At 61.8% G+C, this 26,868-nt stretch carries 22 protein-coding genes and 3 pseudogenes; 12 read left to right on the top strand and 13 right to left on the bottom strand.

Annotation, left to right across the window (positions count from 1 at the left end):
* Positions 1-113 precede the first annotated feature (113 nt).
* Positions 114-1,100: pseudogene (locus tag FIV35_RS26880) on the bottom strand (efflux transporter outer membrane subunit); the annotation flags it as partial.
* Between the two features lie 302 nt (positions 1,101-1,402).
* Here FIV35_RS26880 and FIV35_RS26875 point away from each other — a divergent pair.
* From FIV35_RS26875 to fabF, 3 genes are all read left to right on the top strand, one after another.
* Complete coding sequence (locus FIV35_RS26875) at positions 1,403-2,512, top strand: efflux RND transporter periplasmic adaptor subunit (RefSeq protein ID WP_034137773.1); 1,110 nt, start codon at positions 1,403-1,405, stop codon at positions 2,510-2,512.
* The gene (locus FIV35_RS26870; RefSeq protein ID WP_034137774.1) at positions 2,509-5,592 is read left to right on the top strand and encodes an efflux RND transporter permease subunit; all 3,084 of its coding nucleotides are present in this window, start codon (positions 2,509-2,511) and stop codon (positions 5,590-5,592) included. Before FIV35_RS26875 ends, FIV35_RS26870 begins: the two co-directional genes overlap by 4 nt.
* A 96-nt stretch (positions 5,593-5,688) precedes the next feature.
* Positions 5,689-6,984, top strand: a complete 1,296-nt coding sequence (gene fabF / locus FIV35_RS26865) for a beta-ketoacyl-ACP synthase II (protein WP_034137775.1) — start codon at positions 5,689-5,691, stop codon at positions 6,982-6,984.
* A gap of 218 nt (positions 6,985-7,202) precedes the next feature.
* Here the strand turns inward: fabF and FIV35_RS26860 are convergent, their stop codons facing one another.
* Positions 7,203-7,991 (bottom strand): SDR family NAD(P)-dependent oxidoreductase, encoded by a 789-nt coding sequence (locus tag FIV35_RS26860; protein ID WP_034137776.1) that lies wholly within the window; start codon positions 7,989-7,991, stop codon positions 7,203-7,205.
* Positions 7,992-8,127: 136 nt separating this feature from the next.
* Between FIV35_RS26860 and FIV35_RS26855 the strand changes: the two genes are divergently transcribed.
* Positions 8,128-8,706 (top strand): TetR/AcrR family transcriptional regulator, encoded by a 579-nt coding sequence (locus tag FIV35_RS26855; RefSeq protein ID WP_034137777.1) that lies wholly within the window; start codon positions 8,128-8,130, stop codon positions 8,704-8,706.
* A 112-nt stretch (positions 8,707-8,818) separates the two neighbouring features.
* Here the strand turns inward: FIV35_RS26855 and FIV35_RS26850 are convergent.
* Both FIV35_RS26850 and FIV35_RS26845 read right to left on the bottom strand, forming a co-directional pair.
* Positions 8,819-9,004, bottom strand: a pseudogene (locus FIV35_RS26850) (con-10 family general stress protein); the annotation flags it as partial.
* Positions 9,005-9,203: 199 nt separating this feature from the next.
* A pseudogene (locus FIV35_RS26845) lies at positions 9,204-9,356 on the bottom strand (con-10 family general stress protein); the annotation flags it as partial.
* A gap of 344 nt (positions 9,357-9,700) precedes the next feature.
* Between FIV35_RS26845 and FIV35_RS26840 the strand changes: the two are divergent.
* The 4 genes from FIV35_RS26840 (at position 9,701) to FIV35_RS26825 (ending at position 11,457) form a co-directional block, all read left to right on the top strand.
* Complete coding sequence (locus FIV35_RS26840) at positions 9,701-9,922, top strand: PLDc N-terminal domain-containing protein (RefSeq protein ID WP_034137779.1); 222 nt, start codon at positions 9,701-9,703, stop codon at positions 9,920-9,922.
* 7 nt (positions 9,923-9,929) lie between these two features.
* The gene (locus FIV35_RS26835) at positions 9,930-10,448 is read left to right on the top strand and encodes a hypothetical protein (RefSeq protein ID WP_034137780.1); all 519 of its coding nucleotides are present in this window, start codon (positions 9,930-9,932) and stop codon (positions 10,446-10,448) included.
* 9 nt (positions 10,449-10,457) lie between these two features.
* Positions 10,458-10,901 (top strand): DUF421 domain-containing protein, encoded by a 444-nt coding sequence (locus FIV35_RS26830; RefSeq protein WP_034097307.1) that lies wholly within the window; start codon positions 10,458-10,460, stop codon positions 10,899-10,901.
* Between the two features lie 64 nt (positions 10,902-10,965).
* Positions 10,966-11,457: a CinA family protein gene (locus FIV35_RS26825; RefSeq protein WP_034137781.1), complete on the top strand. Its 492-nt coding sequence runs from the start codon at positions 10,966-10,968 to the stop codon at positions 11,455-11,457.
* A 77-nt stretch (positions 11,458-11,534) separates the two neighbouring features.
* Here the strand turns inward: FIV35_RS26825 and FIV35_RS26820 are convergent, their stop codons facing one another.
* From FIV35_RS26820 to FIV35_RS26805, 4 genes are all read right to left on the bottom strand, one after another.
* Positions 11,535-12,878: a c-type cytochrome gene (locus tag FIV35_RS26820; protein ID WP_034137782.1), complete on the bottom strand. Its 1,344-nt coding sequence runs from the start codon at positions 12,876-12,878 to the stop codon at positions 11,535-11,537.
* A gap of 16 nt (positions 12,879-12,894) precedes the next feature.
* Positions 12,895-15,132 (bottom strand): xanthine dehydrogenase family protein molybdopterin-binding subunit, encoded by a 2,238-nt coding sequence (locus tag FIV35_RS26815; protein ID WP_034137783.1) that lies wholly within the window; start codon positions 15,130-15,132, stop codon positions 12,895-12,897.
* Positions 15,132-15,590, bottom strand: a complete 459-nt coding sequence (locus FIV35_RS26810) for a (2Fe-2S)-binding protein (RefSeq protein ID WP_034112956.1) — start codon at positions 15,588-15,590, stop codon at positions 15,132-15,134. Before FIV35_RS26810 ends, FIV35_RS26815 begins: the two co-directional genes overlap by 1 nt.
* Positions 15,591-15,788: 198 nt before the next feature.
* The gene (locus FIV35_RS26805; RefSeq protein ID WP_034137784.1) at positions 15,789-16,688 is read right to left on the bottom strand and encodes a LysR family transcriptional regulator; all 900 of its coding nucleotides are present in this window, start codon (positions 16,686-16,688) and stop codon (positions 15,789-15,791) included.
* A 70-nt stretch (positions 16,689-16,758) separates the two neighbouring features.
* Between FIV35_RS26805 and FIV35_RS26800 the strand changes: the two genes are divergently transcribed.
* Positions 16,759-18,153, top strand: a complete 1,395-nt coding sequence (locus tag FIV35_RS26800; RefSeq protein ID WP_377732016.1) for an MFS transporter — start codon at positions 16,759-16,761, stop codon at positions 18,151-18,153.
* The gene (locus tag FIV35_RS26795) at positions 18,150-19,424 is read left to right on the top strand and encodes a glucarate dehydratase family protein (RefSeq protein ID WP_034137786.1); all 1,275 of its coding nucleotides are present in this window, start codon (positions 18,150-18,152) and stop codon (positions 19,422-19,424) included. Before FIV35_RS26800 ends, FIV35_RS26795 begins: the two co-directional genes overlap by 4 nt.
* Before the next feature lie 31 nt (positions 19,425-19,455).
* Here the strand turns inward: FIV35_RS26795 and FIV35_RS26790 are convergent, their stop codons facing one another.
* The gene (locus FIV35_RS26790) at positions 19,456-19,752 is read right to left on the bottom strand and encodes a hypothetical protein (protein WP_052198945.1); all 297 of its coding nucleotides are present in this window, start codon (positions 19,750-19,752) and stop codon (positions 19,456-19,458) included.
* 200 nt (positions 19,753-19,952) lie between these two features.
* Between FIV35_RS26790 and FIV35_RS26785 the strand changes: the two genes are divergently transcribed.
* Positions 19,953-20,729 carry an ABC transporter substrate-binding protein gene (locus FIV35_RS26785; RefSeq protein WP_034137787.1) on the top strand — a complete coding sequence of 259 codons (777 nt, stop codon included), beginning with the start codon at positions 19,953-19,955 and terminating at the stop codon, positions 20,727-20,729.
* A gap of 628 nt (positions 20,730-21,357) precedes the next feature.
* Here FIV35_RS26785 and FIV35_RS26780 read toward each other — a convergent pair.
* The 4 genes from FIV35_RS26780 to FIV35_RS26765 all read right to left on the bottom strand — a co-directional run bounded on the left by FIV35_RS26780 (position 21,358) and on the right by FIV35_RS26765 (position 25,055).
* Positions 21,358-21,984, bottom strand: a complete 627-nt coding sequence (locus FIV35_RS26780; protein WP_034137788.1) for a helix-turn-helix transcriptional regulator — start codon at positions 21,982-21,984, stop codon at positions 21,358-21,360.
* Positions 21,984-23,117: an NAD(P)/FAD-dependent oxidoreductase gene (locus tag FIV35_RS26775; protein ID WP_034137789.1), complete on the bottom strand. Its 1,134-nt coding sequence runs from the start codon at positions 23,115-23,117 to the stop codon at positions 21,984-21,986. The genes FIV35_RS26780 and FIV35_RS26775 overlap by 1 nt, the downstream gene beginning before the upstream one ends.
* Positions 23,114-24,049 (bottom strand): ornithine cyclodeaminase family protein, encoded by a 936-nt coding sequence (locus FIV35_RS26770; RefSeq protein WP_034137790.1) that lies wholly within the window; start codon positions 24,047-24,049, stop codon positions 23,114-23,116. The genes FIV35_RS26775 and FIV35_RS26770 overlap by 4 nt, the downstream gene beginning before the upstream one ends.
* 67 nt (positions 24,050-24,116) lie before the next feature.
* Positions 24,117-25,055, bottom strand: coding sequence for a LysR family transcriptional regulator (locus FIV35_RS26765; protein WP_034137791.1), 939 nt, complete (start codon positions 25,053-25,055; stop codon positions 24,117-24,119).
* A gap of 108 nt (positions 25,056-25,163) precedes the next feature.
* Between FIV35_RS26765 and FIV35_RS26760 the strand changes: the two genes are divergently transcribed.
* Positions 25,164-26,663: a CoA-acylating methylmalonate-semialdehyde dehydrogenase gene (locus tag FIV35_RS26760; protein ID WP_034137792.1), complete on the top strand. Its 1,500-nt coding sequence runs from the start codon at positions 25,164-25,166 to the stop codon at positions 26,661-26,663.
* The last annotated feature ends 205 nt before the right edge of the window (positions 26,664-26,868 follow it).

The raw sequence follows: 26,868 nt of genomic DNA, 5'->3' as shown, positions 1-26,868 counted from the left end.
GCGGGTTTGCTTGCGCTTGCCAGCGTACTCGGCGTCGGCGAAGGTCATCTGCTTCATCGGGAAACTCGGTGGGTGGGGTCGCGGTATTTTGCCAAATCAGAAAGTCTTTTTCAGAGTTTCCTTAGCGAGAACTTCGGGTAGTACTCGGCAATCGCTTCCCCGATGCGTGCGTTGGAGGCGGCAAGGCGGCGCTCGGCCACGATGAGGTCAGGCCTGCGCCGCAGTAAATCGGCGGGGGTTCCCAGGGTCGTTAACTGCGGTGCTACCGGAATGCTCCCGACCATGGCAAGTTGCGTACGGTGAGTACCGGGTGGCGTGCCGAGCATGACATCGAGTGAGTTCATGGCAGCATCCAGACCGGCCTGCAGGACCGGCACCGTGGCTTGGACCTGGGCTAACGCCCCCTCGGTTTGACGCACCTCATAGCTGGCGGCAAGCCCTTTGCTATAGAGCAATTGGACTTTCTCCAGCAGTCCCTGCTGGGTTTTGACTTGTCGATTCGCAATGTCCAACCGAGTCTGCAGCCCACGGATAGTGATGTAGGTATCTGCGGTCTGTGCGGCGATGGTCAATCGTGTGGCGGCGGCGCCTGCCTCGCTGGCCTGGTACTCGGCCAGCGCCGCCTCGCGTCCGCGTCGCAGGCCGCCAAAGATATCCACTTCCCAACTGGCATTGAGGTCGGCCTCGTAGGAACTCCCATACCGATCGTAGTCAGGCGTTGAGTTCAACACCTGGCCGAGCGGGGTCTCGATGGATTGATAGGCACGTGCGGCCTGAGCGCTGATGTTTGCTGAGGGCGCCAAAGCGGCATTGGCGGCGCTGAGTCCGGCTCGCGCCTGTGTAACCCGCGCCTGGGCCTGTGCCAGATCGAGGTTCTGCTCAAGCGCCTTGGAGACGAAGCCGGCGAGCAGTGGATCACCGAAACTCTCCCACCAGATGACCAGACTGGCAGGCGTTGCCGCTGGTCTCTGCCCGACAGAAAACTGGCCCCAGTATCGGTCCGTGAGTGGGGCGTCTGGACGGCGATAGTCCGGGCCGACCGCACAGCCTGTCATCAAGGTGGCGCTTATCAGAAAAGCAGCGGGGCGCAGGGAGAGCATTGAGCTTCCTTGAATCGCGGGATGTTAGTGACCATATTACTTTATGGTCACAACCTGTCAATTGAGGCCACTGAGCTAAATTCAGGCATGGCTAAGAAATAACCCTCTACTGCCTCACATGCAGCCCTTGCAAAACGCCGCCTTGTACCGATCCAGTCTGAGTGAAGGGGGCATCTAGAGCTTTCGCGTAAGGGGAATTGCACGGCTAAGGTCCAGTTGGATTCTTGATTTGTGACTGTTGACAATAATAGTCACCAGTCTGAATATAGCGCTCCTGCTCTCTCTATTTAATAAGGGAACCTATGCTCCGGCTCCGACCTTTCCCCATTGCCGCCTGCTTGTTGCCTCTCGTCCTGACGGCGTGTGGTGACTCCTCCAATCTTGACGATCCGCGCACGCAGGCTCCGCTGGTAAGGCCCGGAACGGTTGAGGGTGCCTCAGAGGCGTCACGCTCATTCACAGGGGTAGTGGCGGCCCGCGTGCAGAGCGATCTGGGCTTTCGGGTTTCCGGCAAGATCCTTGAGCGGTTGGTCGAAACCGGCCAGAGCGTTAAACGCGGTCAGCCGCTTATGCGCCTTGACCCTATCGACCTCGGGTTGCAGGCGCGAGCCCAGCAAGAGTCGGTCATCGCCGCCAAAGCCCGAGCCAAGCAGACAGCCGATGACGAGGCGCGATACCGCAGCCTGGTAGCCGCAGGCGCTATTTCTGCATCGGCCTATGACCAGATCAAAGCCTCAGCGGATACCGCAAAGGCGCAGCTTAGCGCCGCTGAAGCGCAGGCTGACGTAGCCCGCAATGCTTCTGGCTACGCAGTGTTATTTGCCGACTCCGACGGTGTCGTGGTGGAGACGCTCGCCGAGCCCGGGCAAGTCGTCAGCCCGGGGCAGCCTGTGGTTCGATTGGCGCGCGCAGGTCAGCGCGAAGCCATCGTGCATCTGCCCGAGACGTTGCGTCCTGCCCCAGGTTCCACTGCGCAAGCGACGCTTTATGGAGATACCGCCAACGCAGTGACTGCGAAGCTGAGGCTGCTTTCCGACTCTGCCGACCAAGCCACGCGCACGTTTGAGGCGCGGTACGTGCTGGCGGGCGCGCTGACCAATGCGCCGATAGGTTCGACGGTTACCCTGCGCATCGCAGAAGGCGCCTCGCAAGCGCAGGCTTTGCGAGTCCCCATCGCGGCCCTTTATGACCCAGGCAAAGGCACAGGCGTGTGGGTGATCGCCGGCTCACCGGCAAAAGTTTCTTGGCGCCCTGTTCAGGTGCTGGGGTTGAGCGACGATGCCGCGCGCGTGGCAGGCGATCTTAAGGTCGGTGAGCAGATCGTAGCGTTAGGCGCCCATCTGTTGCGCGATGGCGAAGAAGTGCGAGTGCCCGGGCAGGATCAAGCCAACGTTGCCGGGAGCCATCCATGAGCGAAGGCCGCTTCAATATTTCAGCGATCGCCGTTCGTGAGCGATCTATCACGGTGTTTCTGATCTTTCTGATCGCGGTGGCAGGCATCCTGGCGTTCTTCAAGCTGGGGCGTGCGGAGGATCCGCCGTTTACGGTCAAGCAACTGACAGTCATTACCGCGTGGCCCGGCGCGACCGCGCAGGAGATGCAGGACCAGGTAGCCGAGCCCCTTGAAAAGCGTTTGCAGGAATTGAAATGGTACGACCGCACGGAAACCTACACGCGGCCGGGTCTTGCTTTCACCATGGTGTCGCTGCTCGACAGCACGCCGCCGCCGCAAGTGCAGGAGGAGTTTTACCAGGCGCGCAAAAAACTCGACGACGAGGCCACCAAGCTACCGGCGGGTGTGATCGGGCCATTGGTCAACGACGAGTATTCGGACGTGACGTTCGCGCTGTTCGCTCTCAAAGCCAAAGGCGAGCCGCAGCGCCTGTTGGTGCGTGATGCGGAGTCGTTGCGTCAGCAACTCTTGCATGTGCCGGGGGTGAAGAAGGTCAATATCATCGGCGAACAGGCCGAGCGCATTTTTGTGTCCTTCTCCCATGATCGGTTGGCCACTTTGGGCATTGCGCCTCAGGACATCTTTGCCGCGTTGAATGATCAGAACGTACTGACGCCGGCCGGTTCGATCGACACCAACGGGCCGCAAGTCTTCCTCCGCCTGGACGGTGCCTTCCATAAGCTGGAGAAGATTCGCGATACACCGATTGTGGCTCAGGGGCGCACGCTCAAGCTTTCCGATGTGGCGACTGTCGAGCGTGGTTATGAAGACCCGGCCACCTTTGTGGTGCGCAATAACGCAGAAGAGGCCCTGCTGCTGGGGGTCATCATGCGTGAAGGTTGGAACGGCCTGGATCTGGGCAAGGCGCTGGACGCCGAGACCCGCAAAATCAATGAGCACATGCCACTGGGCATGACCCTGACCAAGGTCACCGATCAAGCCGTCAACATCGACTCGGCCGTAGGCGAGTTCATGGTCAAGTTTTTTGTCGCGCTGCTGGTGGTGATGCTCGTTTGCTTCCTCAGCATGGGCTGGCGTGTGGGCGTGGTGGTTGCCGCTGCCGTGCCATTGACACTGGCGATCGTGTTTGTGGTGATGGCGGCCACCGGAAAGAACTTCGACCGTATTACCCTCGGGTCATTGATCCTGGCGCTCGGGTTGCTGGTAGATGACGCGATCATTGCTATCGAAATGATGGTGGTGAAAATGGAGGAGGGCTACGACCGCCTCAAGGCCTCGGCGTATGCCTGGAGTCATACGGCCGCGCCGATGCTCTCCGGCACACTGGTAACGGCGGTTGGCTTCATGCCCAACGGTTTTGCCCAGTCCACTGCCGGCGAATACACCAGCAATATGTTCTGGATCGTGGGCATTGCGTTGATTGCGTCCTGGATTGTCGCAGTGGCTTTCACCCCTTACCTGGGCGTGAAGTTGTTGCCAGAGATCAAGCCGGTCGAGGGTGGGCATGCTGCTATCTACAATACTCCCCGCTACAACCGCTTCCGCCGGGTGCTGGCACGGGTCATCGCCCTCAAGTGGCTGGTGGCTGGCACGGTTATTACGTTGTTTGTTGTAGCCGTTCTGGGCATGGGGCTGGTGAAGAAGCAGTTCTTCCCGACGTCGGACCGTCCCGAGGTGATGGTCGAGGTGCAAATGCCCTACGGAACCTCCATCGAACAGACCAGTGCCACCGCGGCAAAAGTCGAGGCTTGGCTGCAACAGCAGGAAGAGGCAAAAGTCATCACCGCCTACATTGGCCAGGGCGCGCCGCGCTTCTTCCTGGCGATGGCACCCGAACTGCCGGACCCATCGTTCGCCAAGATTGTGGTGCTCACGGCCAGTCAGGAAGCGCGCGAAACCCTCAAGGTCCGTTTGCGCGAAGCTGTGGCTGCAGGGCTCGCCCCAGAGGCCCGTGTCAGGGCGACGCAAATTGTGTTCGGTCCGTATTCACCTTTCCCTGTCGCCTACCGAGTGATGGGGCCTGACCCGACCAAGCTGCGCGAGATTGCCGGGCGCGTACAAGCGGTCATGCAAGCGAGCCCGTTGATGAGGACGGTCAATAGCGATTGGGGCCCACTGACACCGACCTTGCATTTGCGCTTGGATCAGGATCGCTTGCAGGCGGTAGGGCTGACCTCCAGCGCAGTCGCCCAGCAGTTGCAGTTCTTGCTGACCGGCGTGCCGATCACAGCGGTTCGTGAAGACATTCGTTCAGTGCAGGTGGTGGGGCGCGCCGCGGGTGACATCCGCCTGGATCCGGCTCGGATCGAGGGGTTTACATTGGTGGGCGCGGCGGGCCAGCGTATCCCTCTGTCCCAGGTCGCAGAGGTGGATGTGCGTATGGAAGACCCCATTCTCCGGCGCCGTGACCGTACCCCGACGATCACCGTGCGCGGCGATATTGACGAAGGTCTTCAACCACCTGATGTGTCGGGTGTGATCGTCAAGCAACTGCAGCCGATTATCGACACGCTTCCCAACGGCTATCGGATCGAGCAAGCGGGCGCAATCGAGGAGTCGGGCAAGGCCGGCCAGGCGATAGTGCCGTTGCTACCCATCATGATTGCCCTGACGCTGCTGATCATCATCGTTCAGGTACGTTCGATCTCGGCAATGATCATGGTGTTTTTCACAGCACCTTTGGGGCTGATTGGCGTAGTACCGACCCTGCTGATGTTTCATCAACCATTTGGTATCAACGCCCTGGTTGGTCTCATCGCGCTGTCGGGCATCCTGATGCGTAACACGCTGATTTTGATTGGGCAGATCCATCACAACGACCAGGAAGGCTTGGATCCATTTCACGCCGTCATCGAAGCCACCGTGCAGCGGGCTCGTCCGGTGCTGCTTACGGCGATGGCGGCGATCCTGGCATTCATCCCGCTGACCCATTCGGTGTTTTGGGGCACCCTGGCCTACACGCTGATCGGAGGCACGTTAGTCGGCACCGTTATGACGCTGGTATTCCTGCCGGCGATGTACGCCATTTGGTTCAAGATCCGTCCTGACAATGCAGGTCAAACCGAGCCCGCGAATTAAGTAAGCAAACCCAGTGGATGGGGCGCCATCCCGTCCTCTCGTCGTGCACCTCATCGCTGTAGCGTGGGCGGCGACTGAAAAAATGAAGAGGATTCAATGAGTAATCTCGAAGCTCAAAAGCGAATCGTGGTCACCGGCGTCGGCATTGTCGGGCCTTTGGGGTGCGCAGTAGAGGAAGTCTGGAAGAGATTGCTGGCCGGGCGTTCTGGTATCCGCAACCTGCCTGACGACATTACTGAGGGTACGGGCATCGCAGTAGGCGGCCAGGTGCCGTCTCTCGAAGAGGATGCCATCGCCGGTTACGACCCGGAGCGCATCATCTCGGCCAAGGATCGCAAAAAGATGGATCGCTTCATCGAGTTTGCATTGGTGGCAGCGCACGAAGCGCTGGAGCAGGCCGGCTGGCATCCAACAGAGGTCACCGACCAAGAGCGGACGGCCACGATCATTGCATCGGGCGTGGGTGGCTTCGGCGCGATTGCCGACGCTGTCCGCACCACCGATGCGCGTGGTCCTCGCCGACTGTCGCCATTCACTGCACCGTCCTTTCTCGCCAATATGGCGGCCGGGCACGTCTCCATCCGTCACGGCTTTAAAGGCCCGCTCGGCGCTCCCGTCACGGCCTGCGCCGCAGGGGTACAGGCTATCGGCGACGCGGCCAGAATCATCAGGGCCGGTGAGGCGGATATCGCGATATGCGGCGGTACCGAGGCCGCGATAGACCGTGTGACCCTAGGCTGTTTCGCAGCGGCCCGCGCGCTATCCACGGGGTTTGCCGAGCACCCGCAGGCAGCCTCGCGACCGTTCGATCGTGATCGTGATGGCTTCGTCATGTCCGAAGGTGCCGGTTTATTGGTGATCGAGTCACTGGAGCACGCCCTCAGGCGTGGGGCCAAACCCCTGGCGGAGTTGGTCGGCTATGGCACCAGCGCTGACGCGTATCACCTGACGGCCGGTCCGGAGGACGGCAGCGGCGCACGTCGCGCCATGGAGCAGGCGCTGCGCCAGGCGGCGGTGAGCCCCGCCGACGTTCAGCACATCAACGCGCATGCAACCTCCACCCAGGTCGGCGACAAAGGCGAGTTGGCAGCGATTCGCTCGGTTTTCGGGAGCGGCGCCAGTGTCGCGATCAGTTCGACGAAGTCCGCCACCGGGCATCTGCTTGGCGCAGCCGGAGGCATTGAAGCGGTGTTCACGGTGCTAGCGCTTCGCGACCAAGTGGTGCCACCCACGCTCAATCTCAATCATCCCGATGAGGCAGCCGAAGGCCTTGATCTGGTCGCCCTGAACTCGCGACAGTTGCCAATTACCCATGCGCTCTCGAATGGATTCGGATTCGGTGGTGTGAACGCCAGCGTGCTGTTTCGCCGCTGGGCGCCGGAGGCTGAATAATGAACGCGGCGTGACGTGGCGAGGGCTTTGTCCAGTGGGCCGAAGCGATCCGGCCGCCGGGTTTGAGCACCCCGCGGCTTTTTCACGCCGTCATAGCCGCTCAGCACCTGTTCAACGCCAATATCCGGGGGCTTTGCCGTAGCGTTTGAAGGTCAGTGCTTTCAAAACTGCCTTGGGCCCGATGCCATTGAAGGAAATGAGCGGCTAATGACGTTCGCTCAGGACTGCGCCTGATACCGCTCGGCGGCGCGCGCCTGGCGGATATCCGAGAGCAGCCCCTGGCGCGCCTGATCCAGTTGGTCCCAACGGCCTTCGACGTGCAGCGGCGGGATGGTCACTGGCTCGCGGCGGTCGAACCCCAGCAGCGCCGCGTCCACCAGCTCATCCACGTCCATCACTTCCGGCAGTGCGTTGATGTCGATGCCGGCGCGTTCCCAGATTTCGGTGCGGGTGGCGGCGGGCAGAACGGCTTGGATGTACACGCCCTTGGCGGCCAATTCCACGGTCAACCCTTGGGACAGGAACAGGACGAATGCCTTTGTCGCGCCATACACCGACATGCCGAACTCAGGCGCAAAACCCACCACCGAGCCCAGGTTGATGATCGAACCGCTACCGGCCTGCGCAAAGCGCGGCGCCACGGCGGCGGCCAGACGCGTCAGCGCCACCACGTTCAGCGCGATCAATTGGTCGAGCGCCTGGGCACTCTGGTCAACGATGCCACCGGTCTGCGCCATGCCTGCGTTATTGATCAGGATGCCGATACGGGCGTCCTCTCGCAGGCGGGTTTCCAGCGCAGCGAGGTCGGCGGCCTGGGTCAAGTCGGCCTGAAACACCTCCACGGCCACGCCGTTTTCCTCGCGCAGTTGTGCAGCCAGTGTTTCCAGGCGCGCGTTGTCGCGCGCCACCAGCACCAGGTCATGGCCACGACGGGCGAAGCGCTTGGCATAGGTAGCACCGATGCCGGAGGAGGCGCCAGTGATCAGAACAGCGGGGAGCGAAGTCATGGTGAGTATCCTAAGGAATGCCGCAGTGATGGAAAGTGTGCTAATGATTACGACCGAAATCTAAAAAGTCAACGTTTTGATGTTGGTCGACATCAATGTATGCTTGCGGCCTGTACGGATAAGTTTCAGGTGGACGATGAAAGTCTCTAAACAACAGGCCCAGGCCAACCGCGCGCACATCGTGCAAACCGCGTCCGCGCTGTTTCGCGAGCGTGGTTATGACGGTGTGGGCATCGCTGACTTGATGGCAGCGGCAGGGTTTACCCAAGGTGGGTTCTACAAACACTTCGAATCCAAGGCCGACCTGATGGCGCAAGCGTCGGCGTGCGGCCTGGCAGAGTCCGCCGCCCGCACGGCGGGGGCGTCGACCGAAGCATTCGTGAATCTTTACTTGTCGCGAGAACACCGCGATCAGCGCGCTACGGGGTGCACACTGGCGGCGTTATGCAGTGACGCGGCACGCAAGGAAGACGAGGTTCGCGCTGCATTTGCCGCCGGCATCGAGGCCCAAGTGAGCGCGATGCACGAGGCAAAAGCCGACGGTGAAGAACAAGACGCGGCGGCGATGCGTGCCGCCAATCTTGCGTTGATGGCGCAGGTGCTGGGTGGGTTGATCATGTCACGGGCCTGCCCGGATGACTCGGCACTGGCCGATGAAATCCTGGCGGCGTGTCGTGCAGACATCCAAGGGCGCCAGGACGAGGAGCAATCCTGAGGGCTAACCCCGGGCGCGCTGTTGCAGCGTGCTGAGCCGTTAGAGCCCGGCGTCAGCACACAGGCTTAGAGAAAAAAACAGGGGAGCGGTGTGGCTCCCCTGCATTGGCGCCTCAACTGCTGCGCCCGCCACCGTGGCTGTGTTCCCCTCCTTTACGTCCGGCTTGGGAGGCTTTTTCACGGTCGTTGGCAAAGTTGCCACCGCTGTGTTGGCCGCCTTTACTGCCGGCTTCGGCGGCCCGTTGTGGATCGTTCTTGAAGTTCCCTCCACTGTGTTGGCCGCCTTTGCTGCCCGCTTCGTTAACGCTTGTTTGGCCTTTTTTATCCTGAGTGCTCATTGTCGTTTACCTCATGGTTATAAAGGTTATGCAGCTTTCATTAGTGAAGTTGCCTTTGGCGCACGCTAATCAGTAAAGCTTGCTGTTCAGTCTTGATGTATAGACAAGCTTTAGAACGTCACGAAAGTTGCATTTGTATCGCGCCCGTGTGCTGGCGAACTTACGACGTGCGGCCGCCGCCATGGCTGTGCTGTCCGCCTTTGCGGCCAGCTTGGGCGGCTTTTTCGCGGTCGTTGGCAAAGTTGCCGCCGGACGCTTGGCCGCCTTTACGCCCGGCCTCGGATGCGCGTTCATGATCATTGGCGAAGTTGCCAGGGTTTTTATTACTGGTAGGCATGATGCATCTCCACTATTTAATCAAGTTTGGTTATATGAGTGCCCATTGCAACAATAGGCATTAACTCCGATAACGGCACTGACGGAAATGTTTGAAGAATTTTTGAAAATGACGATGAGCGGTAGTTGCTCGGAATAACTTGTACAAAATGGTCTTGTTAACGCCGCTTCGTATAAGTTTTTAATGTGTCGGTGTTGTCTTTGATATTGAACTGATAGCTGTTATGCCGCTTCGCTTAGTTGCCGCTTCGCTTGCATATAGAGTGAACCTCTACACTCGGTGCAGGGCCTAAACGTGCATCACTGAATAGGAGGTGCCGTATGCAAACCACTTACTTCTGGGCAGGCGTGGCCGTCATTCTGGTATTGCTCGACCTGTGGATCATCAACAGCGTCTGGCGCAGCAGCAAAATCTCGCGCACTAAGCTGGGATGGACCGCATTGGTGATCCTGCTGCCGTTTGTCGGCGCGGTTATCTGGAGCATTGCCGGTCCGCGGGGTGTGACCAAGGGGCCGTCGTCACCCGAACACAGCAAAGGTTGATAACGACATGGAGAGCGGAGAGCCTCAGGGCGAACTGTGCAGTCGCCGTGACCCGGTGCGCGAGGACATGGCTCTTCAGCGCAAGGTCTGGCGCTTCGAACGTTGGGGCTGGTACGGGTTGCTGCTGTTGGTGGCGCTGACCTTGGGCGGCTTGTTTTCAAAAGGGCCGCTCAGTGAGGCCCAGGTGCACAGTGCCGATGGTCAGGTGCGCGTGGAGTATCAACGCTTCCTGCGTAACGGTGCATCCGACACGCTGGTGATCCACTTACGCGGCCAACCCAACACTGCGCTTGAGGCGCGCATCGAAGGCGAGTTGCTCCAAGGGTTCAACATCGAGATGCTGCAACCTCAACCGCTCAAGGCCAGCGCGGCGGGTCAGGGGGTCAAGCTGTGGGTGCTCAGCGACGCAGATGGCCAGGCAGTTTTGCGTCTGAATCTGCGCAGTGACGGCGTAGGCCGTTTCGACACTCAAGTGGCGCTGGGCGCAGGGGCGGCGCTGCAATTTTCTCAGTTCATTTATCCCTAGGGGGTACACATGGATTCGGTGTTGCGCGCCGCCGCCATTTATCTGGTGCTGATGGTGCTGTTCAAAATTGCCGGTCGGCGCTCCCTGGCCGAACTCACCACCTTCGATCTGGTGCTGCTGATGGTCATCGGCGAGGCCACCCAGCAAGCCTTGTTGGGCGATGACTTTTCCCTGACCAATGCGGTGTTGGTGATTGCGACACTGATCGCCATCGACATCGGGTTGTCCCTGATCAAACAACGGTTCACCTGGTTGGCCCGGGTACTCGATGGCGGGCCAACGGTGCTGGTGGAGCATGGCCGTTTGCTGCCCGAACGCCTCAAGCGTGCTCGGCTGGATGCCGAGGATGTATTGGAGGCCGCGCGCTCTGCCCAGGGCATCGTCGAACTGAGGCAGATCCGCTTCGCCATTCTTGAACGCAACGGCAAGATCTCCGTGATTCCTTATGAGTGACGCCGTCTAGCTCTATCAGCGCACGCAGTGTGCGGGCCGAAGACTTTTGCAAGGAGGAAAGACCATGTCCATCGCCGCAGCCACCATTGACTGCCTGAAACAACACCGCTTGCTGCTCACCACCGCCGAGTCGTGCACGGCCGGCAAGATCATTACGTTGCTGTCCCAAGTCGAGGGCAGTGGTGCATGTATCGAGTGCGGGTACGTGGTGTATTCCGAGGAGGCCAAGCAACGCTTATTGGGCGTCAGTGCCTACACCATCAAGACGTTCAACCTCACCAGCTGCGAAGTGGCCCGCGAAATGGCCCAGGGCGCCTTACGCGACAGCCCTGCCCAGGTGGCTGTTGCCACAACCGGCCTGCTGGGGCCTGACAGCATCGACGGCATTCCACCGGGCACCGTGTGCTTTGCCTGGGCTTATCACCTCAACGGCGCGGTCAAGGTATTCAGCCGCAAGGAACGCTTCATCGGTTCGCGCGAACAGGTGCAGGTGCTTGCCGCTGAATACGCGTTGAAAGGCGTGGTGCGTTTTCTGGATGAGGCAGTAGGCCGTTAGGCGCGGCAGTGCTGCGGCCTTGGCGGGCAAGCTTTGCATCTGCAGAGCTTGCCCGCTCGTTGGTGTGACGCCGCAGATCAGCGCATCTGCAAGATGATCGGCGTGCTGCTCGCCGGATCGGTGTGCTCGCGCAGTTTGCCCACGTCCTTGGCCTCGACCGCGCTGCCGTGGTTGCCCCAGGTGCTACGCACGTAGGTCAGCACTTCGGCGATGTCCTGGTCGGACAGTTGCTCGCGGAAGGCCGGCATGCGATAGGCGTCCGGAACGCCGGCGGCTACTACGCGCTGGGCGCCGTTGAGGGTGATGTTGATGGCCGAGGCGGTTTCTGTGGCCAGGGCCGAAGTGGCGCCCGCCAGTGGCGGCATCCAATCGGGCTGGCCTTTGCCGTCCAGGCCATGGCAGGAGGCGCAGCGGGTGGCGTAGGTGTGGGCTCCGGGAGCATCCGGGCGGGCGTTGGCGGCCACGGCCTGATAGGCCCAGGGTGCGCCGTCGCGCTGTGGGTCGCCAGGCAGTGACTTGAGGTAGCGGGCAATGGCCGCCAGGTCGTCGTCGCTCATAAACTGAGTCGAGTTGTTGAACGCTTCAGTCATCGAACCGTACACCACCGCGTGCTGGTTGCGACCCGTCTTGAGGAACTGCACGAGCTGCGCCTCGCTCCAGCGGCCCAGACCGGTGTTAGGGTCCTGGCGCAGGCTGGGGGCGTACCAGCCGTCGAGCAGGGCGCCGGCGAGGAACGGCTTACCGGCTTCGTCCAGCGCTTTCTCATTGAAGGCCAGGCCACGCGGGGTGTGGCAACTGCCGCAATGGCCGGGGCCCTGGACGATGTAGGCGCCACGGTTCCACAGCGCATCCTGGGCCGGTTTGGCCGCATAGGGGGTGTTTGGCGCGAACAGCCCGTTCCACAGCGCAATGGGCCAGCGCATGTTCAGCGGCCAGGGGATGTCGCTGGGGAGGTTGGCCTGGTTGGCCGGTTGTACGCCCTTCATAAAGAAGGCGTACAGCGACCGCACATCATCGTCACTGAGCTTGGCATAGGAGGGGTAGGGCATGGCCGGGTACAGCCGCCGCCCGCCCGGCGCTACGCCGTGACGCACCGCGCGGTCGAAGTCGGCGAGGCTGTAACGGCCGATGCCGTGGGTAGGGTCCGGGGTCACGTTGGTGGCGTGGATATTACCCAGCGGCGTGGCCATTTCCAGGCCGCCGGCGAACGGTGCCTTGCCGGGCAGGCTGTGGCAGGCCACGCAGTCGCTCAGGCGCGCGACGTACTCGCCACGGCTGACCAGGGCAGGGTCAAATTCGGCGGCTGGCGCCTGCTCGAACGCGGTTACAGGTTGGCGGGTGACATACCACGCCAGTGCGCCGGCGGCGACCAGGCAGGGCACGGCCAACCAGCCGAGGGTTCTTGCGAATCGGTTATTCATGGGCGGTCTCGGTCGGTCAGCTGAAAGTGTGTCGGCTCAATGGCAGGCTGCGCACGCGCTGGCCAGTCAGTTGCGCCACGGCATTGACCACCGCTGGCGCCACGGCCGGCAGGGGTGGTTCGCCGATGCCGCCCATTTTTTCGCCGCTTTCCACGATCTTCACATGCACCTGGGCCATCCGCGAAGGTGGCAGGATCGGGTAAAGGTCGTAATTGCGCGCCCGTGGCTTGCCGTCCACATACACCGCTTCTTCCAGCAAGGTTTGCGACAGGCCCAGGGCCACGGCACCGTTGACCTGCGCCTCGACGATGGCCGGGTTGACGATGCTGCCCGGATCGATGGCTTCCCAGATGTGATGCACCTTGACCTGGCCTTTGTCGATCGACACCTCGGCGATCACCGCCGCATGGGAGCCGAACGGCGAAGCCATGGCCACGCCCCGCGCGCGGCGAGTGCCGTCTTCGGCGGTGTAGGGGCCGCGCTTCCAGCCGCCGGACAACTCAGCCACTGCCTTGAGCAGCGTGGTCAGGCGCGGATTGTCACGCAGCAGGTGCAAGCGCAGGTCGTACGGATCGCGGCCACCTTTGTCGGCTAGCTCGTCGAGGAACGCTTCGTAGAAGAAGTCGTTGAGGGAGTTGCCCACCGAACGCCAGTAGCCGAGCATGGCCGGGCCTTTGACGTAGATCTGCGCGATGCGCTTGTTGGGGATCGCATAACTCTTGCCCGACAGCCCTTCGAGCGCCGTGGGGTCGAGTTTGTCCCCCTGTTTGCCGGCAATGGCTTCAGTAGGGCCTTCGGTGGCACTTACCGCTTCGATGGCCACGGGCAGGCCGTCGGCGTCCAGCGCGGCACGGAACTTGACCACCGCCACCGGGCGCAAGACATCGCGCAGGAATTCTTCCTCACGGCTCCAGATCAACTTGACCGGGCGACCCACCGCCTTGGCCAGCGCGATGGCCTGGGGGTAGGGGCTGGCCGAGTCGTACAGGAAGTGCCGACCGAAGAAACCGCCCAACAGCGGCGAATGCAGATGGATGCGCTCGGGCGCCAGGCCGGTGCGCTTGGCGATGTCAGCGCGGAACATGTCCGGCGCCTGGTTGGGCAGCCAGATATCCAGCGAACCGTCCGGGTTGAAGCGCGCCAGTGCCGACGGCGGCTCCAGTTGTGCGTGGTTGACATATTGGTTGTGGTAGGTCGCTTCGACCTTGGTTTTGGCGCTGGACAGCGCGCCGGCCACATCGCCTTCGTTTTCATCGTCACGGGCCGGGCCCTGCTGGGCCGCGAGGAAATCACGGTAAGCGTCGCTGGAAAAATCCGCCGGCATCGCTCGCACCGTTGAGTCGGCAGTCGGTTCCTGCCAGTCCACCTGGATCGCTTCCACCGCGCGCTTGGCATGCCACCAACGCTCGGCCACCACCGCCACCGCGCCGGGTAATTGATGCACGGAATGCACGCCCTTCATGGCCTCGACCTGCGCCTGGTTGCGCAGGCCGCCGACCGTCATGCCCAGGCGCGGCGCGTGCTGCACGGCGGCATGGAGCATACCGTCGACTTTCAGGTCGATGCTGTACTGCGCCTTGCCGGTGGACTTGTCATAGGCGTCCACGCGTTTGACCGGTTTGCCGATCCAGCGGAATTGGCTGGGGTCGCGCAGGGTGACGCTGGCCAGGTCGGGCACCGGCATGTCCAGGGCACGGCCGGCCAACTCGCCGTAGCCCAGCGAGCGGCCAGACGCGGCATGCACCACGCGGCCTGGCTGGGTGGTCAACTGTGCCACCGGCACGCCGAGCTGTTCGGCACCGGCCTGCAGCAACATGGCGCGGGCGAGGGCGCCGAGGCGGCGCATAGTCGGGTAGCTCATGCGCACCGACATGCTGCCGCCGGTGATGCGCATGCCGTTTTCCATCACCACATAGGCGTCGCCGGGTGGCGCGGCTTCGACGATGAACGTGGCGGGGTCGGCGTCCAGCTCTTCGCCGACGATTTGCGCCATGGCGGTATGGGTGCCTTGGCCGCCTTCCATGAACGGGCTGAGCAGGCGCACGCTGCCGTCGGGGCGAATCTCCAGAAACGCCGGCACCTGGGTGCCGCGCTCGGCGCTTGCGCCGGCAGCGGCCTGGGCTCTGGACGCGCCCAGCGGCAGGCCGAAACCAATGACCAGCGCGCCGACGGCGGTACTGGCCAGAAAACGCCGGCGGGACAGGTTGATCGGTTCGCCGAGGGGCAGGCCGGGGATCAGTTCAGGCGTGTTCATCAGGCGTGCTCCTTCCCGGTGGCCAGGTCCTGCACGGCGGCGTGAATGGCGTTGTAGGTGCCGCAGCGGCACAGGTTGACCATCGCCGCATCGATCTGCTCCACCGTGGGCGCCGGGGTGTGCTTGAGCAGCGCCGTGGCAGCCATCACCTGCCCGGACTGGCAGTAACCGCACTGCGCCACTTGATGCTCGACCCAGGCGCTGACCACGCGTTTGCCGACCTCATCGGCTTCGATCGCTTCGATGGTGGTGACCTCACGGCCCACCACCCCGGCCACCGGCGTCACGCACGCACGCACCACGTTGCCGTCCACCAGCACCGAGCAGGCGCCACATTGAGCCAGACCGCAGCCGTACTTGGTGCCGGTCAGCCCCAAGTCATCGCGGATCACCCACAGCAACGGCGTGTCGGCGTCGGCATCGACCTGGTAGGTCTTCTGGTTGATTCGTAGCTCCATGGCTGGCTCACCTGCTGATCTTCGGTTAGGGGTACGGTTTTTCTTATAGGGAGGGCGATAGAGCGCCCATCGTCGAACTCTAGTCGACTGCGCAAGGGCTATCTATCCGAGCACCTGAAAGTTCGGAGGATCAGGCAAGTATTCGAGAGGATTGGATGACTGTCGGCAGTCGGTGTGTTCGTGCAGGTAGCTTCGCGTTCAGGCCCAACCCTCGCGCACGGCGTTGCGGATGCCCTCCAGCAGCATTGCGAATGCCGGGTTGTCGTTGTCTTCGCGCCAGATCAGGTGCAGTTCGCTTTGCGCCCCTTCGCCTAGATCAATGTCGCGGAACACTACGTTTTTGAACACCACGCTGCTGGCGCAACGCGGTACCAGGGCCAGGCCCATGCCGGCATTGACCAGGGCCAGGATGGTCAGTGAGGAGCCCAGCCATTGCACGTAGTCCGGCGCGACGCGCGCCGAGCGCAGCAGGCCGGTAAGCAGTTCGTTGAACGGCGGGTAGGCGGCGTGGGCGTACATCAGGAAAGGTTGCGCGTCCAGGTCCTGCACGCTGACCGACTCGGCATGGGCCAGGCGATGCGCGCTCGGCACCGCCAGCACAAAGGGCTCGCGCACCAGGCATTCGGTGGCGTAGCCCGGTTCCAGCAACGGCGCGCGCACGATGCCCAGGTCGATGCGCCTCGCGCGCAGGGCTTCGTATTGCTGATAGGTGTTCATCTCCGACAGGTCGATTTTGACCTGGGGCTGCTTGAGCCGCGCTTCGGCAATCACCTTGGGCAGAAACTCATACACCGCGCTGCCGACGAAGCTGATATTGACCGTACCAATGTCGCCTTCGGCAAAGCGTCGCGCGGTGATTGCCGCTTGTTGGGCGCGTTCGAGCAGGTTCTGCGCTTCGATGAAAAACGCCCGGCCGGCGGCGGTGAGGGTGACGCTGCGGGTAGTCCGCGCAAACAACGCCACGCCCAAATGATGCTCAAGCAATTGGATCTGCCGGCTCAGCGGCGGTTGGGTCATGTTCAGGCGTTCGGCGGCGCGGCGGAAATTCAGCTCGGTGGCCACCGTGGTAAAGCAGCGCAGTTGCGTCAACTCGAACATTGATCTAATCCCGGTATCAATCCCATGCCAAGTTAGATTAGACGGGAACAATGGCCGGCGTCCATGATCGATGCGTCCCTACAAAAACAATCATCGGGAGTCGCTCTTGGATACCTTCCACAATCCGCCGGACCCCGCCGTGCTTGCCCGCGCGGCCGCCAAGGTCAAGCGCCATGTGCTGCCGCTGTTCGTGGTGATGTTTATCGTCAACTACATCGACCGGGTCAACATCGGCTTTGTGCGCAGCCACATGGAGACCGACCTGGGAATTGGCGCAGCGGCCTACGGTCTGGGTGCCGGGTTGTTTTTCATTGGGTATGCGATTTTCGAAGTGCCGTCCAATCTGTTGTTGCAACGCTACGGCGCACGGGCCTGGCTGACGCGCATCATGTTCACCTGGGGCGCGGCCGCGATGGCCATGGCCTTTGTGCAGGGCGAGACGAGTTTCTACGTGCTGCGCTTTATTCTCGGCGCCGCCGAAGCGGGGTTTTTCCCCGGCATCATTTATTACTTCACCCAGTGGCTGCCGGCCGCCGAGCGTGGCAAGGCCATGGCGGTATTTTTGAGCGGCTCGGCCATCGCCTCGGTGATTTCCGGGCCGGTGTCGGGTGCGCTGCTGAACGTGAGCGGCCTGAGCCTGCACGGCTGGCAGTGGATGTTCCTGATCGAGGGGTTTGCCTCCATCGTGCTCTGCGGGTTTGTGTGGTGTTGGCTGCAGTCCCATCCCCGCGAGGCGACCTGGCTCAGCGCGCAAGAAAAATACGCATTGGTCAGCGCCATCGACCATGAGCAGCAGGCGCGTGAAGCGGCCCAGGTCAGCCGCCCGTCGATGTTCAAGCTGCTGGCCGACAAACAGATCGCGCTGTTTTGTTTTATCTACTTCTCGATTGCCCTGACCATCTACGGCGCCACGTTTTGGCTACCGAGCATGATCAAGAAAATGGGCAACCTGGGGGACTTCCAGGTGGGCCTGTTCAATTCAATTCCGTGGTTGATTTCCATCGTCGCGATGTACGGCTTTGCCTCCCTGGCCAGCAAGTGGAAGCACCAGCAGGCTTGGGTCGCACTGATGCTGGTGATCGCGGCGCTGGGCATGTTTATGTCGACCGTTGGCGGGCCGGTGTTCGCCTTTGTTGCGATCTGTTTTGCGGCGATTGGATTCAAAGCCGCCTCGGCGCTGTTTTGGCCCATCCCCCAGGGTTATCTGGATGCGCGGATTGCGGCAGCAGTGATCGCCTTGATCAATTCGGTGGGCAACCTCGGAGGTTTTGTTGCGCCCACCACCTTCGGCCTGCTTGAGCAGACCACTGGTTCCATCGAGGGCGGGCTGTATGGCCTGGCAGCGACCTCGCTGGTGGCGGCGGTGCTGGTGTTTTTTGCCCGAACCGCGCCGCACGGCGATGTGCCGCCCACGTCCGCCCATCATCACGCCTTGCGTCCAGGCCCACAGGGAGCCGCCTCTTGAAAATCGTCCGCGTCACCGTCACCCCGATCGCTTTTCGCGATCCGCCGTTGCTTAACGCCAGCGGTATCCATGAACCCTTTGCCCTGCGCTCAATCATCGAAGTGGAGAGTGACACCGGCTATATCGGCCTTGGCGAAAGCTACGGCGATGCCCCGGCGCTGGCGATCCAGCAACGGGTGCAACCGCAGTTGATCGGGCTCGATCCGTTCAACCTCAACGGCCTGCGCGCCATCGTCCAGGCCACCGTGGCCGCCCATGCACCCACAAGCCTGCCCGGAGCCGAACTGGCACCGGGTTCCCACGCCAGCAAAGCCGTGAGCAATGCTAATTCGGCGTTCGAAGTGGCCTTACTCGACTTGCAAGCCCATGCCTTGAATGTGCCACTGGTGGACCTGCTGGGTGGGGCGATCCGCGAACGCATCCCTTTCAGTGCCTATCTGTTCTTCAAATACGCCGAGCATGTCGATTCGCCCTACGCACCCGACCACTGGGGCGAGGCGCTTAATGAGCAGCAGATCGTCGCCCAGGCCCGGCACATGATCGACAGCTACGGTTTCAAAAGCATCAAACTCAAGGCCGGTGCACTGGACCCCGAGCATGAAGTGGCGTGTATCAAGGCGCTGAAAAAAGCCTTCCCAGGCGTGCCGCTGCGCATCGACCCGAATGGCAACTGGTCCCTCGACACGGCAATCCGCATGGCCGAGTTGCTGGGCGACGACCTGCAGTATTACGAAGATCCGACCCCCGGCCTCGATGGCATGGCCGACCTGCACAAACGCACCGGGTTAGCGTTGGCGACCAACATGGTGGTCACCGACTTTGATGAGTTTCGCCGCAGCGTGGCGCAAAACAGTGTGCAGATCGTGCTTGCGGACCACCATTACTGGGGCGGCCTGCGTGACACCCAGGTGCTCGCCAGGATGTGCCAGACCTTCGGCCTGGGCGTGTCGATGCACTCCAATTCGCACCTGGGCATCAGCCTGATGGCGATGGCCCATGTGGCGGCTTCGGTGCCCAATCTTGACTACGCCTGCGACACCCACTACCCCTGGCAAGAGCCGGACGAGGAGGTGATCAAGGGTGGCAAAGTGCCGATTGTCGACGGCTGTGTGCAGCTCACCCGCGCCCCCGGCCTGGGTCTTGAGCTGGACCATGACCAGTTGGGCAAGCTGCATGATCAGTACCTGAGCTGCGGTATCCGCCAGCGCGATGACGTGAAACAGATGCAGCGCTATCAGCCCGATTGGAAAGCCGTCAAACCCCGTTATTGAAGCTGGTCGCTTCGTTTGCCCGACCGCGCAGTCATGTGCCGTCGGGTTTTTTTTGCTCCGCGGTTTTGGGCGGACGCGGGTCGGCACGTTCCTGCTCCATGGCGCGGCGAATGCGCATCAGGTCCTGATATGCCTCGGTGCGCTTGGCGTCGGCCACCTGCTTGGCCTCGGTAAAGCGCAACCACGCGGCGGCATCCGCCAGGCTGGTGCCGATAATGTCGTAGGCCGCCTGCTCCAGGCGGTCGGCTTCGAAAAACAGTTCGGTGTTTCTTGCCAGTTGTGCATCCCAATCGGATGGTTGCGACGCTTGACGCTTGTTTGCTGCCATGGCGCTTACCTCCAGGTCGTCCTTCAGTATTGAGGGAGTGGGGTGCGTGAACGTTCAAATTAGTATCTTCCGAAAGGGAGCGACGAGGTGGATTTGACGGGTTGTACATAAAAGTCCAGTATGGATTTATAAGTACAAAGGCAACGCTGCATTTTTTCTTCACTCTTGCCAAAACCCACAACAACTTGCGAGAAACCTCCATGAAGAAACGCGCCCTGATCCCCGCCCTGGCCCTCAGCCTGTTTGCGTCCAGCCATGTGCTGGCCTCCGAGCAGACCCTGCGTATTGGCATCGAAGCGGCATATCCGCCGTTTGCCTCCAAGACCGAGGAGGGCAAGATCGTCGGCTTCGACTACGACATCGGCAATGCCCTGTGTGCGCAGATGAAGGTCAAGTGTGTGTGGGTCGAAGGCGAGTTCGATGGTCTGATTCCTTCCCTCAAAGTGAAGAAAATCGACATGGCCTTGTCGTCCATGACCATTAACGAAGACCGTAAGAAGTCGGTGGATTTCACCCACAAGTACTACTTCACTTCATCGCGCCTGGTGATGAAGGACGGCGCGGTGGTGGATGACCAGTACGCCAGCCTCAAGGGCAAGACCGTCGGCGTGCAGCGCGCCACCACCACCGACCGTTACGCCACCGAGGTGTTCGAGCCCAAGGGCATCAACGTCAAGCGTTACAGCAATAACGAAGAAATCTACATGGACCTGGCGGCGGGGCGCCTGGATGCGATCTTTGCCGACACCATCCCATTGAACGACTTCCTGCAGATGCCGCGGGGCAAGCGCTATGCCTTTGTCGGCCCGGAACTCAAAGACCCGAAATACGTGGGTGAAGGCGCGGGAATCGCGGTGCGTAAGGGCAATACCGCGTTGGTCAGCGAACTCAACAGTGCCATCGACGGGATTCGCGCCAGTGGCGAGTATCAGAAAATCTCCCAGCAGTACTTCAAGTCGGATATCTACGGCGACTGAAAGACCGCCATCGGGGGCAAGCCCCCTCCCACAGGGTATGGCTGATGCCCGGTGCTCCAAGTGTGGGAGAGGGCCTCCTCCCACAGGCAATTCCCCTTTCACAGGGTATGACTGATGCCCGGTGCTCCAAGTGTGGGAGAGGGCAGGCCTCCTCCTACAGGCAATTCCCTGTTCCACAGGGTATGGCTGGTGCCTGGTGCTCCAAGTGTGGGAGGGGGCCTCCTCCCACAGGCAATTCCCCTTCCACAGGGTATGGCTGATGCCCGGTGCTCCAAGTGTGGGAGAGGGCCTCCTCCCACAGGCAATTCCCCTTCCACAGCGTATGGCTGATGCCCGGTGCTCCAAGTGTGGGAGAGGGCCTCCTCCCACAGGCAATTCCCCTTCCACAGCGTATGGCTGATGCCCGGTGTTCCAAGTGTGGGAGAGGGCCTCCTCCCACAGGCAATTCCCCTTTCACAGGGTATGGCTGATGCCCGGTGCTCCAAGTGTGGGAGAGGGCAGGCCTCCTCCTACAGGCAATTTCCTGTTCCACAGGGTATGGCTGGTGCCTGGTGCTCCAAGTGTGGGAGGGGGCTTGCCCCCGATAAATGTCAGTCACCACTGCAATCAGGCCCGTTACCTCATTCGATCAGCCCTTGAGCTCCTTCAAGTGCTTGTAGACCGTGGCCCGCCCCATGCCCAATACATTGGCCACGTAGTTCGAGGCGCTCTTGCCCTTGAACGCGCCTTCGGCGTGCAGCGCCAGTACCAGTTCGCGTTTGTGGTCGCGGGTCAGCAGGTTCAGGCTCAGTTGACGTTCGCGCAGCCAAGCGTGGAGGAAGGTGTTGATGCGCTCCTGCCAGTCATCGCGAAACAGGGCGTCCGGCTGCGGGATCAGTTTGCTCGGTGACAGGAACAGGTCCAGCGCAGCCTTGGCGTTTTCGAACAGGGAGATATTCAAGTTGATGCACAGCACCGCCAACGGACGATCCTGGGCGTCGCGCAGGACAGTGCTCAGGCTGCGAATTTTCTGACCGTCCCAGTTGAGCTTTTCGTACGGGCCGATATTCACTTCGCTGATTTCCTCGCTGAGCATGTCCTCCAGCGCCGAGTCATCGCCGATGGCGCGTTTGGACAGGTTGTTGGCGATGTAATCGACGGTTTGTGTGCGCAGGTCATGCAGCACTACTTCGGCGTGGGGGAAAAACAGCGTGGCGATCGCATCGGCAATCGCGCGGAAATTCTGCAGGGCTTTGTCGTGTTCGGCGGTGTTCATCAATGGGGCTCCAGGCGGGCGGGGGAAAGCATATCAGCGTCCAGACCGAAGCGGGTCAGTGCCTGGGGCAGCGGTACTCCGCGCACCAGTGCCGCGCTGGCCTGGCCCATGGCCGGTGAAGTCTGAATGCCATAACCGCCTTGCGCCGCGACCCAGTACAGCCCCGGCACCTGGGGATCGAAGCCGCTGAGCAGATCGCCATCGTGCACAAAACTGCGCAGCCCGGCCCAGGTGCGAGTGGGGCGGCGGATGCTCAGGGTGGTGGCTTCTTCGATCTGGTAGATGCCCATGGCGATATCCAACTCTTCGGGCTGCACATCCTGTGCCTGCACCGGGTCGGCATTGGCCGGCGAGCCGAGGAACATGCCAGCGTCGGGCTTCATGTAGAAGGCTTCGTCCAGCGCTACCAGCATCGGCCAGGCATGGCTGTCCACGCCTTCGGGGCCGGCGAAGATAAATGCCGAGCGGCGCTTGGGTTGCAGGCCGATGGATGCGGCGCCGGCCAGTCCGCCGATATGGTCGGCCCAGGCGCCGGCGGCGTTGATGATGATTGGCGCGGTGAAGGTGGCGTCCTGGGTGCTGACCTGCCAGAGCCCGGCACTGTCGCGACTCAAGCCCAGCACCTCGCTGTCGGTGCGCACGTCGCCGCCATTGCGCCGGATACCGCGCAGATAGCCTTGGTGCAGGGCGTCGGTGTCGATGTCGCTGGCGGTGGGGTCGTAGATCGCGCCATGGACTTTTTCCCGCCGCAGGATCGGTAACATCTCACAGGCTTCATCGGCGCTCAGTTGCACGACCTGCTCCACAGTAGCCTTGGCGCTCAGATATTGCGCGTTCAATTCGGCCGGGTCGCCGCTGAAGTCCACGGTCATTTCGCCCCGTGGCGTGAGCAGCGGGTGTTCACAGAAACCGGCAGGCGGATGGTCGAAAAAGTCGCGGCTGGCCAGGGTCAGCGCGCGCACTTGCGGGGTGCCATAGGCGGCGGTATAGAGCGCCGCCGAACGCCCGGTGGAGTGATAGGCCGGGTGGCTTTCACGTTCCAGCACGATCACCTTGCCGTGGGGCGATAACCAGAACCCCGTGGAGGCGCCGGCAATGCCACCGCCGATGATGAGGTAGTCCGCGTGGTTCATAGCTGTCTCCAGAGGGCATTGGCCAGGGCGATGTCTTCCAGGCCCAGGCCGATGGAACGGAAGAATACGTGGCGATCATAGGTCGGGCGCGGCACCAGGTCACTGAGCAGCTCGGGTAGGTCGCCTAGGACCATGCGGGGGTGCCAGCCGTGCTGTTCGGCGGCGATCAGCATTTCGCCGGCTGCGGTGGGGGTGGTCTGGCGATAGTCGCAGAACACCTGCATGCCCGTGAGGCTGTGGGGCGGCACTTCATGGGCGCGCGGGGCGTTGGTGCTGATGGAGGTGATCAGCGCCGGTTTGCTCAGGCGTGTCGGGTCGAGCACGGGGCCCGCCGAGGAGGTACACAGCAGGATCACATCGGCGTTGTCCACGGCAGCCTCGCAGCTGGCGGCGATGCTCAGGCGCGGGTCCAGGCAGTGGAGGGCGTCGTGATTGGCCGTGACCGCGCTGGGCGAAAACAGACGGATGCTCTGCCAGTCCCGCAGGTTCTTCACATACTGCACATGGGCCTGGGCGACTTTGCCGCTGCCGATAATCGCCAAGCGTTGGGCCTGCGGTGCGGCCAGTGCGCCCACCGCCAACGCCGTAGTGGCGGCGGTGCGCGCGGTGGTCAGTTCGGCGGCGTCGCACAACAACAACGGCTGGCCGGTGTGCATCGACATCAGCAGCGTCCACGCCGTTACCAGTGGCCCTTGTTCGCGCACGATGTAGGGCGAAGTCTTGACCCCATACACACCCTCATTGGCCAACACACCGAGGTAGTTGATGAAATCACCGGCGCCGTTGGGGAATTGCACAAGCTGCTGCGCCGGCTGCACCGCGTGCCCGGCAGCCAGATCGCGGAACAGCGCGCGCAGGATCTGCGGTACGTCGAGGCGGGCCAGGTGTTCGCGGGCCTGGGTCTGGTCGATCACAAAAGGTGGGGTGAGCATGGGTGTCTCCGACGTAAACTAATTTGTCCATTATGGACTTTTAGTTCTTTCTGGCAACGGATAAGTTTTACCCTTTGAATGCAAACCCACCGGATAGCCTGTCTTTCAGATACCCCACCAGCGCACTTACCGACTTGGGCACATGGGGTGAGTACGGGCGGATCAAATAGATCTCATCGGCAAACGCGCCCTTGAGCGTCCAGCCCTTGAGTACCTGTACCAGTTTGCCGCTGGCCAGGGCGGCGTGGGCGCTGAAGTCAGGGAGCAGGGCGATGCCCAGGTGGTGCAGGGCCGCATCGCGCAAGGCTTCGCTGTTGTTGGTGGCGAAGCTGCCGGCGATGGGCACGGTGATGCGTTCGACGTTTTTGTGGTTGCGTTCGAAGGTCCAGGCCGGTTGGTCGGCACCGCGCGGGTAGAACAGGCAGTTGTGCGCCGACAGCTCGCCGGGCTCGCGCGGTTCGCCGTGGCGTTGCAGATAATCCCGGGTGGCCACCAGCACCGAGCCGGTGTCGCACAGCTTCCAGGCCACATGGGTTTCCGGCACCTGAAAACCATGACGTACCGCCAGGTCATAGCCTTCGGCGGCGAGTGAACTGAGGGCATCGGACACGTCCAGTTGGATACGCACCTGCGGGTATTGCTGCAGGAACCCCGACAGGTGCGGCACCAATTGCTGGCGAGCAAATGCCACTGGCGCGGTGAGGCGCACCAGGCCGCGGATCTCTCCTGCGGCGTCGCGCACCGACGAAAAGCTGCGGGCAATCTGTTCGTAGGCACTGCGCACGTCACGGGTCAATGAACGCCCTGCATCGGTCAGCCGCACACTGCGGGTGGTGCGCGTCACCAGGCGGGTACCGGTGGCTTTTTCCAGGTCGGAAATACGCTGGCTTACGGCCGACTTACTTACCCCCAGACGCGCGGCGGCGGCGGTGTAGGTACCGTGTTCTTCCAGTACGGAGAGCCAGTGTATGTGGGTCCACAAGCCTTCGATCTCGGATTTTTCCATGGCCACATTGTTCGCCTATAAGGACAATAAGTTCTGGATTCTGCTCTGGTTAGGAACAAAGCGAAAGCCTAAGGTGTGTACCAACGCTAACCACCTGGATCGACTGCCATGACCCACACCATTGAGCACTACATCAACGACCAGCGCGTTTCCCGCGATGATCGCTACCAGGATGTCTACAACCCGGCCACCGGCGAGAAAACCGCCCGCGTTGCGCTGGCCAGCCACCAGACTGTGTCCGAGGCCGTCGCTGCCGCCCAGGCCGCTTTCGCCGGCTGGGCCGACACCCCGCCGATCCGCCGCGCCCGCGTACTGTTCCAGTACCTGCACCTGCTGCGTGAACGTAAAGACGACCTGGCGCGGATCATCGTCGCCGAACACGGCAAGGTGTTCACCGACGCCCAGGGCGAAGTCGACCGTGGCATCGATATCCTCGAATTCGCCTGCGGCATTCCCAACCTGCTCAAGGGCGAGCATTCCGACCAGGTTTCCCGGGGCATGGACAACTGGACTATGCGCCAACCCCTGGGCGTGGTGGCGGGCGTCACGCCGTTCAACTTCCCGGTGATGGTACCGATGTGGATGTACCCCATCGCCATTGCAGCGGGCAACACCTTCATCCTCAAACCCAGCCCCACCGACCCGAGTGCGTCGTTGTTCATGGCCGAGCTGCTGCGTGAAGCCGGCCTGCCCAAGGGCGTATTCAACGTGGTGCAAGGCGACAAGGAAGCGGTGGATGCACTGATCGAACACCCGGACGTCAAGGCCGTGAGCTTCGTCGGCTCCACACCGATTGCGCAGTACATCTACGAAACCGGCGCGCGCCACGGTAAGCGCGTGCAGGGCCTGGGCGGCGCGAAAAACCACATGGTGGTAATGCCCGACGCCGACATCGAAAAAACCGTCGACGCCTTGATGGGCGCCGCTTACGGCAGTGCCGGCGAACGCTGCATGGCGATTTCCGTGGCGGTGCTGGTGGGCGATGTGGGTGACAAAGTCATCGCCGCCCTGACCGAACGCGCCAAGCACCTGCGCATCACCGACGGCCGCGACCTTAAAGCCGAAATGGGCCCCATCGTCTCCCGCGCCGCCCTGGAACGCATCAGCGGCTACATCGAACAAGGCGTGCAAGCCGGCGCACAACTGCTGCTGGACGGCCGCAACTACGTGCCCAACGAACCGGGCCTGGAAAACGGCTTCTGGCTCGGCGCGACACTGTTCGACCACGTGACCAAAGAGATGAGCATCTACCGCGAAGAAATCTTCGGCCCGGTACTGGCCTGCGTGCGCGTGAATGACTTCGCCGAAGCGGTAAAACTGGTTAACGACCACGAGTTCGGCAACGGCGTCAGCTGCTTCACCCGCGACGGCCACATCGCCCGCGAATTTGCACGACGCATCGAAGTGGGCATGGTCGGCATCAACGTCCCGATCCCGGTGCCGATGGCCTGGCACGGCTTTGGTGGTTGGAAGAAGAGCCTGTTCGGCGACATGCATGCTTACGGCACTGAAGGCGTGCGCTTCTACACCAAGCAGAAGTCGATCATGCAGCGCTGGTCGGAGAGCATCGAACAGGGTGCTGAGTTTGCGATGCCGGTTTCCAAATAACATAGTTGGGAGGGTAAATGTGGGAGGGGGTAAACCCCTCCCACCTCTGGATATTTTCACTCAAGAGTTGACGCCCAGGCGAATGCCGAATACTGTATATAAACACAGTGTTTAGGCGCTGATTGTCCAGGAAGGACACTTCAGCCCCGCTGGGCACTGTGTGTAGGTCAATGGATCAAATCAATACGCTGGCTCGCTATGACGG

The sequence above is a fragment of the Pseudomonas rhodesiae genome (genome assembly GCF_007858255.1).
GTDB lineage: Bacteria > Pseudomonadota > Gammaproteobacteria > Pseudomonadales > Pseudomonadaceae > Aquipseudomonas > Aquipseudomonas rhodesiae.
Note: the sequence above shows the minus strand (reverse complement) of the source record. Positions and strands in the feature narration are given on the sequence as shown.

Bases quoted from the DNA above. Each gene is read 5' to 3' on its own strand.
- FIV35_RS26785 (WP_034137787.1), top strand. From the start codon at position 19,953: ATGAAGAAACGCGCCCTGATCCCCGCCCTGGCCCTCAGCCTGTTTGCG.
- FIV35_RS26775 (WP_034137789.1), bottom strand. From the start codon at position 23,117: ATGAACCACGCGGACTACCTCATCATCGGCGGTGGCATTGCCGGCGCC.
- FIV35_RS26790 (WP_052198945.1), bottom strand. From the start codon at position 19,752: ATGGCAGCAAACAAGCGTCAAGCGTCGCAACCATCCGATTGGGATGCA.
- FIV35_RS26805 (WP_034137784.1), bottom strand. From the start codon at position 16,688: ATGTTCGAGTTGACGCAACTGCGCTGCTTTACCACGGTGGCCACCGAG.
- FIV35_RS26760 (WP_034137792.1), top strand. From the start codon at position 25,164: ATGACCCACACCATTGAGCACTACATCAACGACCAGCGCGTTTCCCGC.
- FIV35_RS26810 (WP_034112956.1), bottom strand. From the start codon at position 15,590: ATGGAGCTACGAATCAACCAGAAGACCTACCAGGTCGATGCCGACGCC.
- FIV35_RS26800 (WP_377732016.1), top strand. From the start codon at position 16,759: ATGCGTCCCTACAAAAACAATCATCGGGAGTCGCTCTTGGATACCTTC.
- FIV35_RS26830 (WP_034097307.1), top strand. From the start codon at position 10,458: ATGGATTCGGTGTTGCGCGCCGCCGCCATTTATCTGGTGCTGATGGTG.
- FIV35_RS26860 (WP_034137776.1), bottom strand. From the start codon at position 7,991: ATGACTTCGCTCCCCGCTGTTCTGATCACTGGCGCCTCCTCCGGCATC.
- fabF (WP_034137775.1), top strand. From the start codon at position 5,689: ATGAGTAATCTCGAAGCTCAAAAGCGAATCGTGGTCACCGGCGTCGGC.
- FIV35_RS26765 (WP_034137791.1), bottom strand. From the start codon at position 25,055: ATGGAAAAATCCGAGATCGAAGGCTTGTGGACCCACATACACTGGCTC.
- FIV35_RS26815 (WP_034137783.1), bottom strand. From the start codon at position 15,132: ATGAACACGCCTGAACTGATCCCCGGCCTGCCCCTCGGCGAACCGATC.
- FIV35_RS26820 (WP_034137782.1), bottom strand. From the start codon at position 12,878: ATGAATAACCGATTCGCAAGAACCCTCGGCTGGTTGGCCGTGCCCTGC.
- FIV35_RS26780 (WP_034137788.1), bottom strand. From the start codon at position 21,984: ATGAACACCGCCGAACACGACAAAGCCCTGCAGAATTTCCGCGCGATT.
- FIV35_RS26840 (WP_034137779.1), top strand. From the start codon at position 9,701: ATGCAAACCACTTACTTCTGGGCAGGCGTGGCCGTCATTCTGGTATTG.
- FIV35_RS26870 (WP_034137774.1), top strand. From the start codon at position 2,509: ATGAGCGAAGGCCGCTTCAATATTTCAGCGATCGCCGTTCGTGAGCGA.
- FIV35_RS26855 (WP_034137777.1), top strand. From the start codon at position 8,128: ATGAAAGTCTCTAAACAACAGGCCCAGGCCAACCGCGCGCACATCGTG.
- FIV35_RS26770 (WP_034137790.1), bottom strand. From the start codon at position 24,049: ATGCTCACCCCACCTTTTGTGATCGACCAGACCCAGGCCCGCGAACAC.
- FIV35_RS26825 (WP_034137781.1), top strand. From the start codon at position 10,966: ATGTCCATCGCCGCAGCCACCATTGACTGCCTGAAACAACACCGCTTG.
- FIV35_RS26875 (WP_034137773.1), top strand. From the start codon at position 1,403: ATGCTCCGGCTCCGACCTTTCCCCATTGCCGCCTGCTTGTTGCCTCTC.
- FIV35_RS26835 (WP_034137780.1), top strand. From the start codon at position 9,930: ATGGAGAGCGGAGAGCCTCAGGGCGAACTGTGCAGTCGCCGTGACCCG.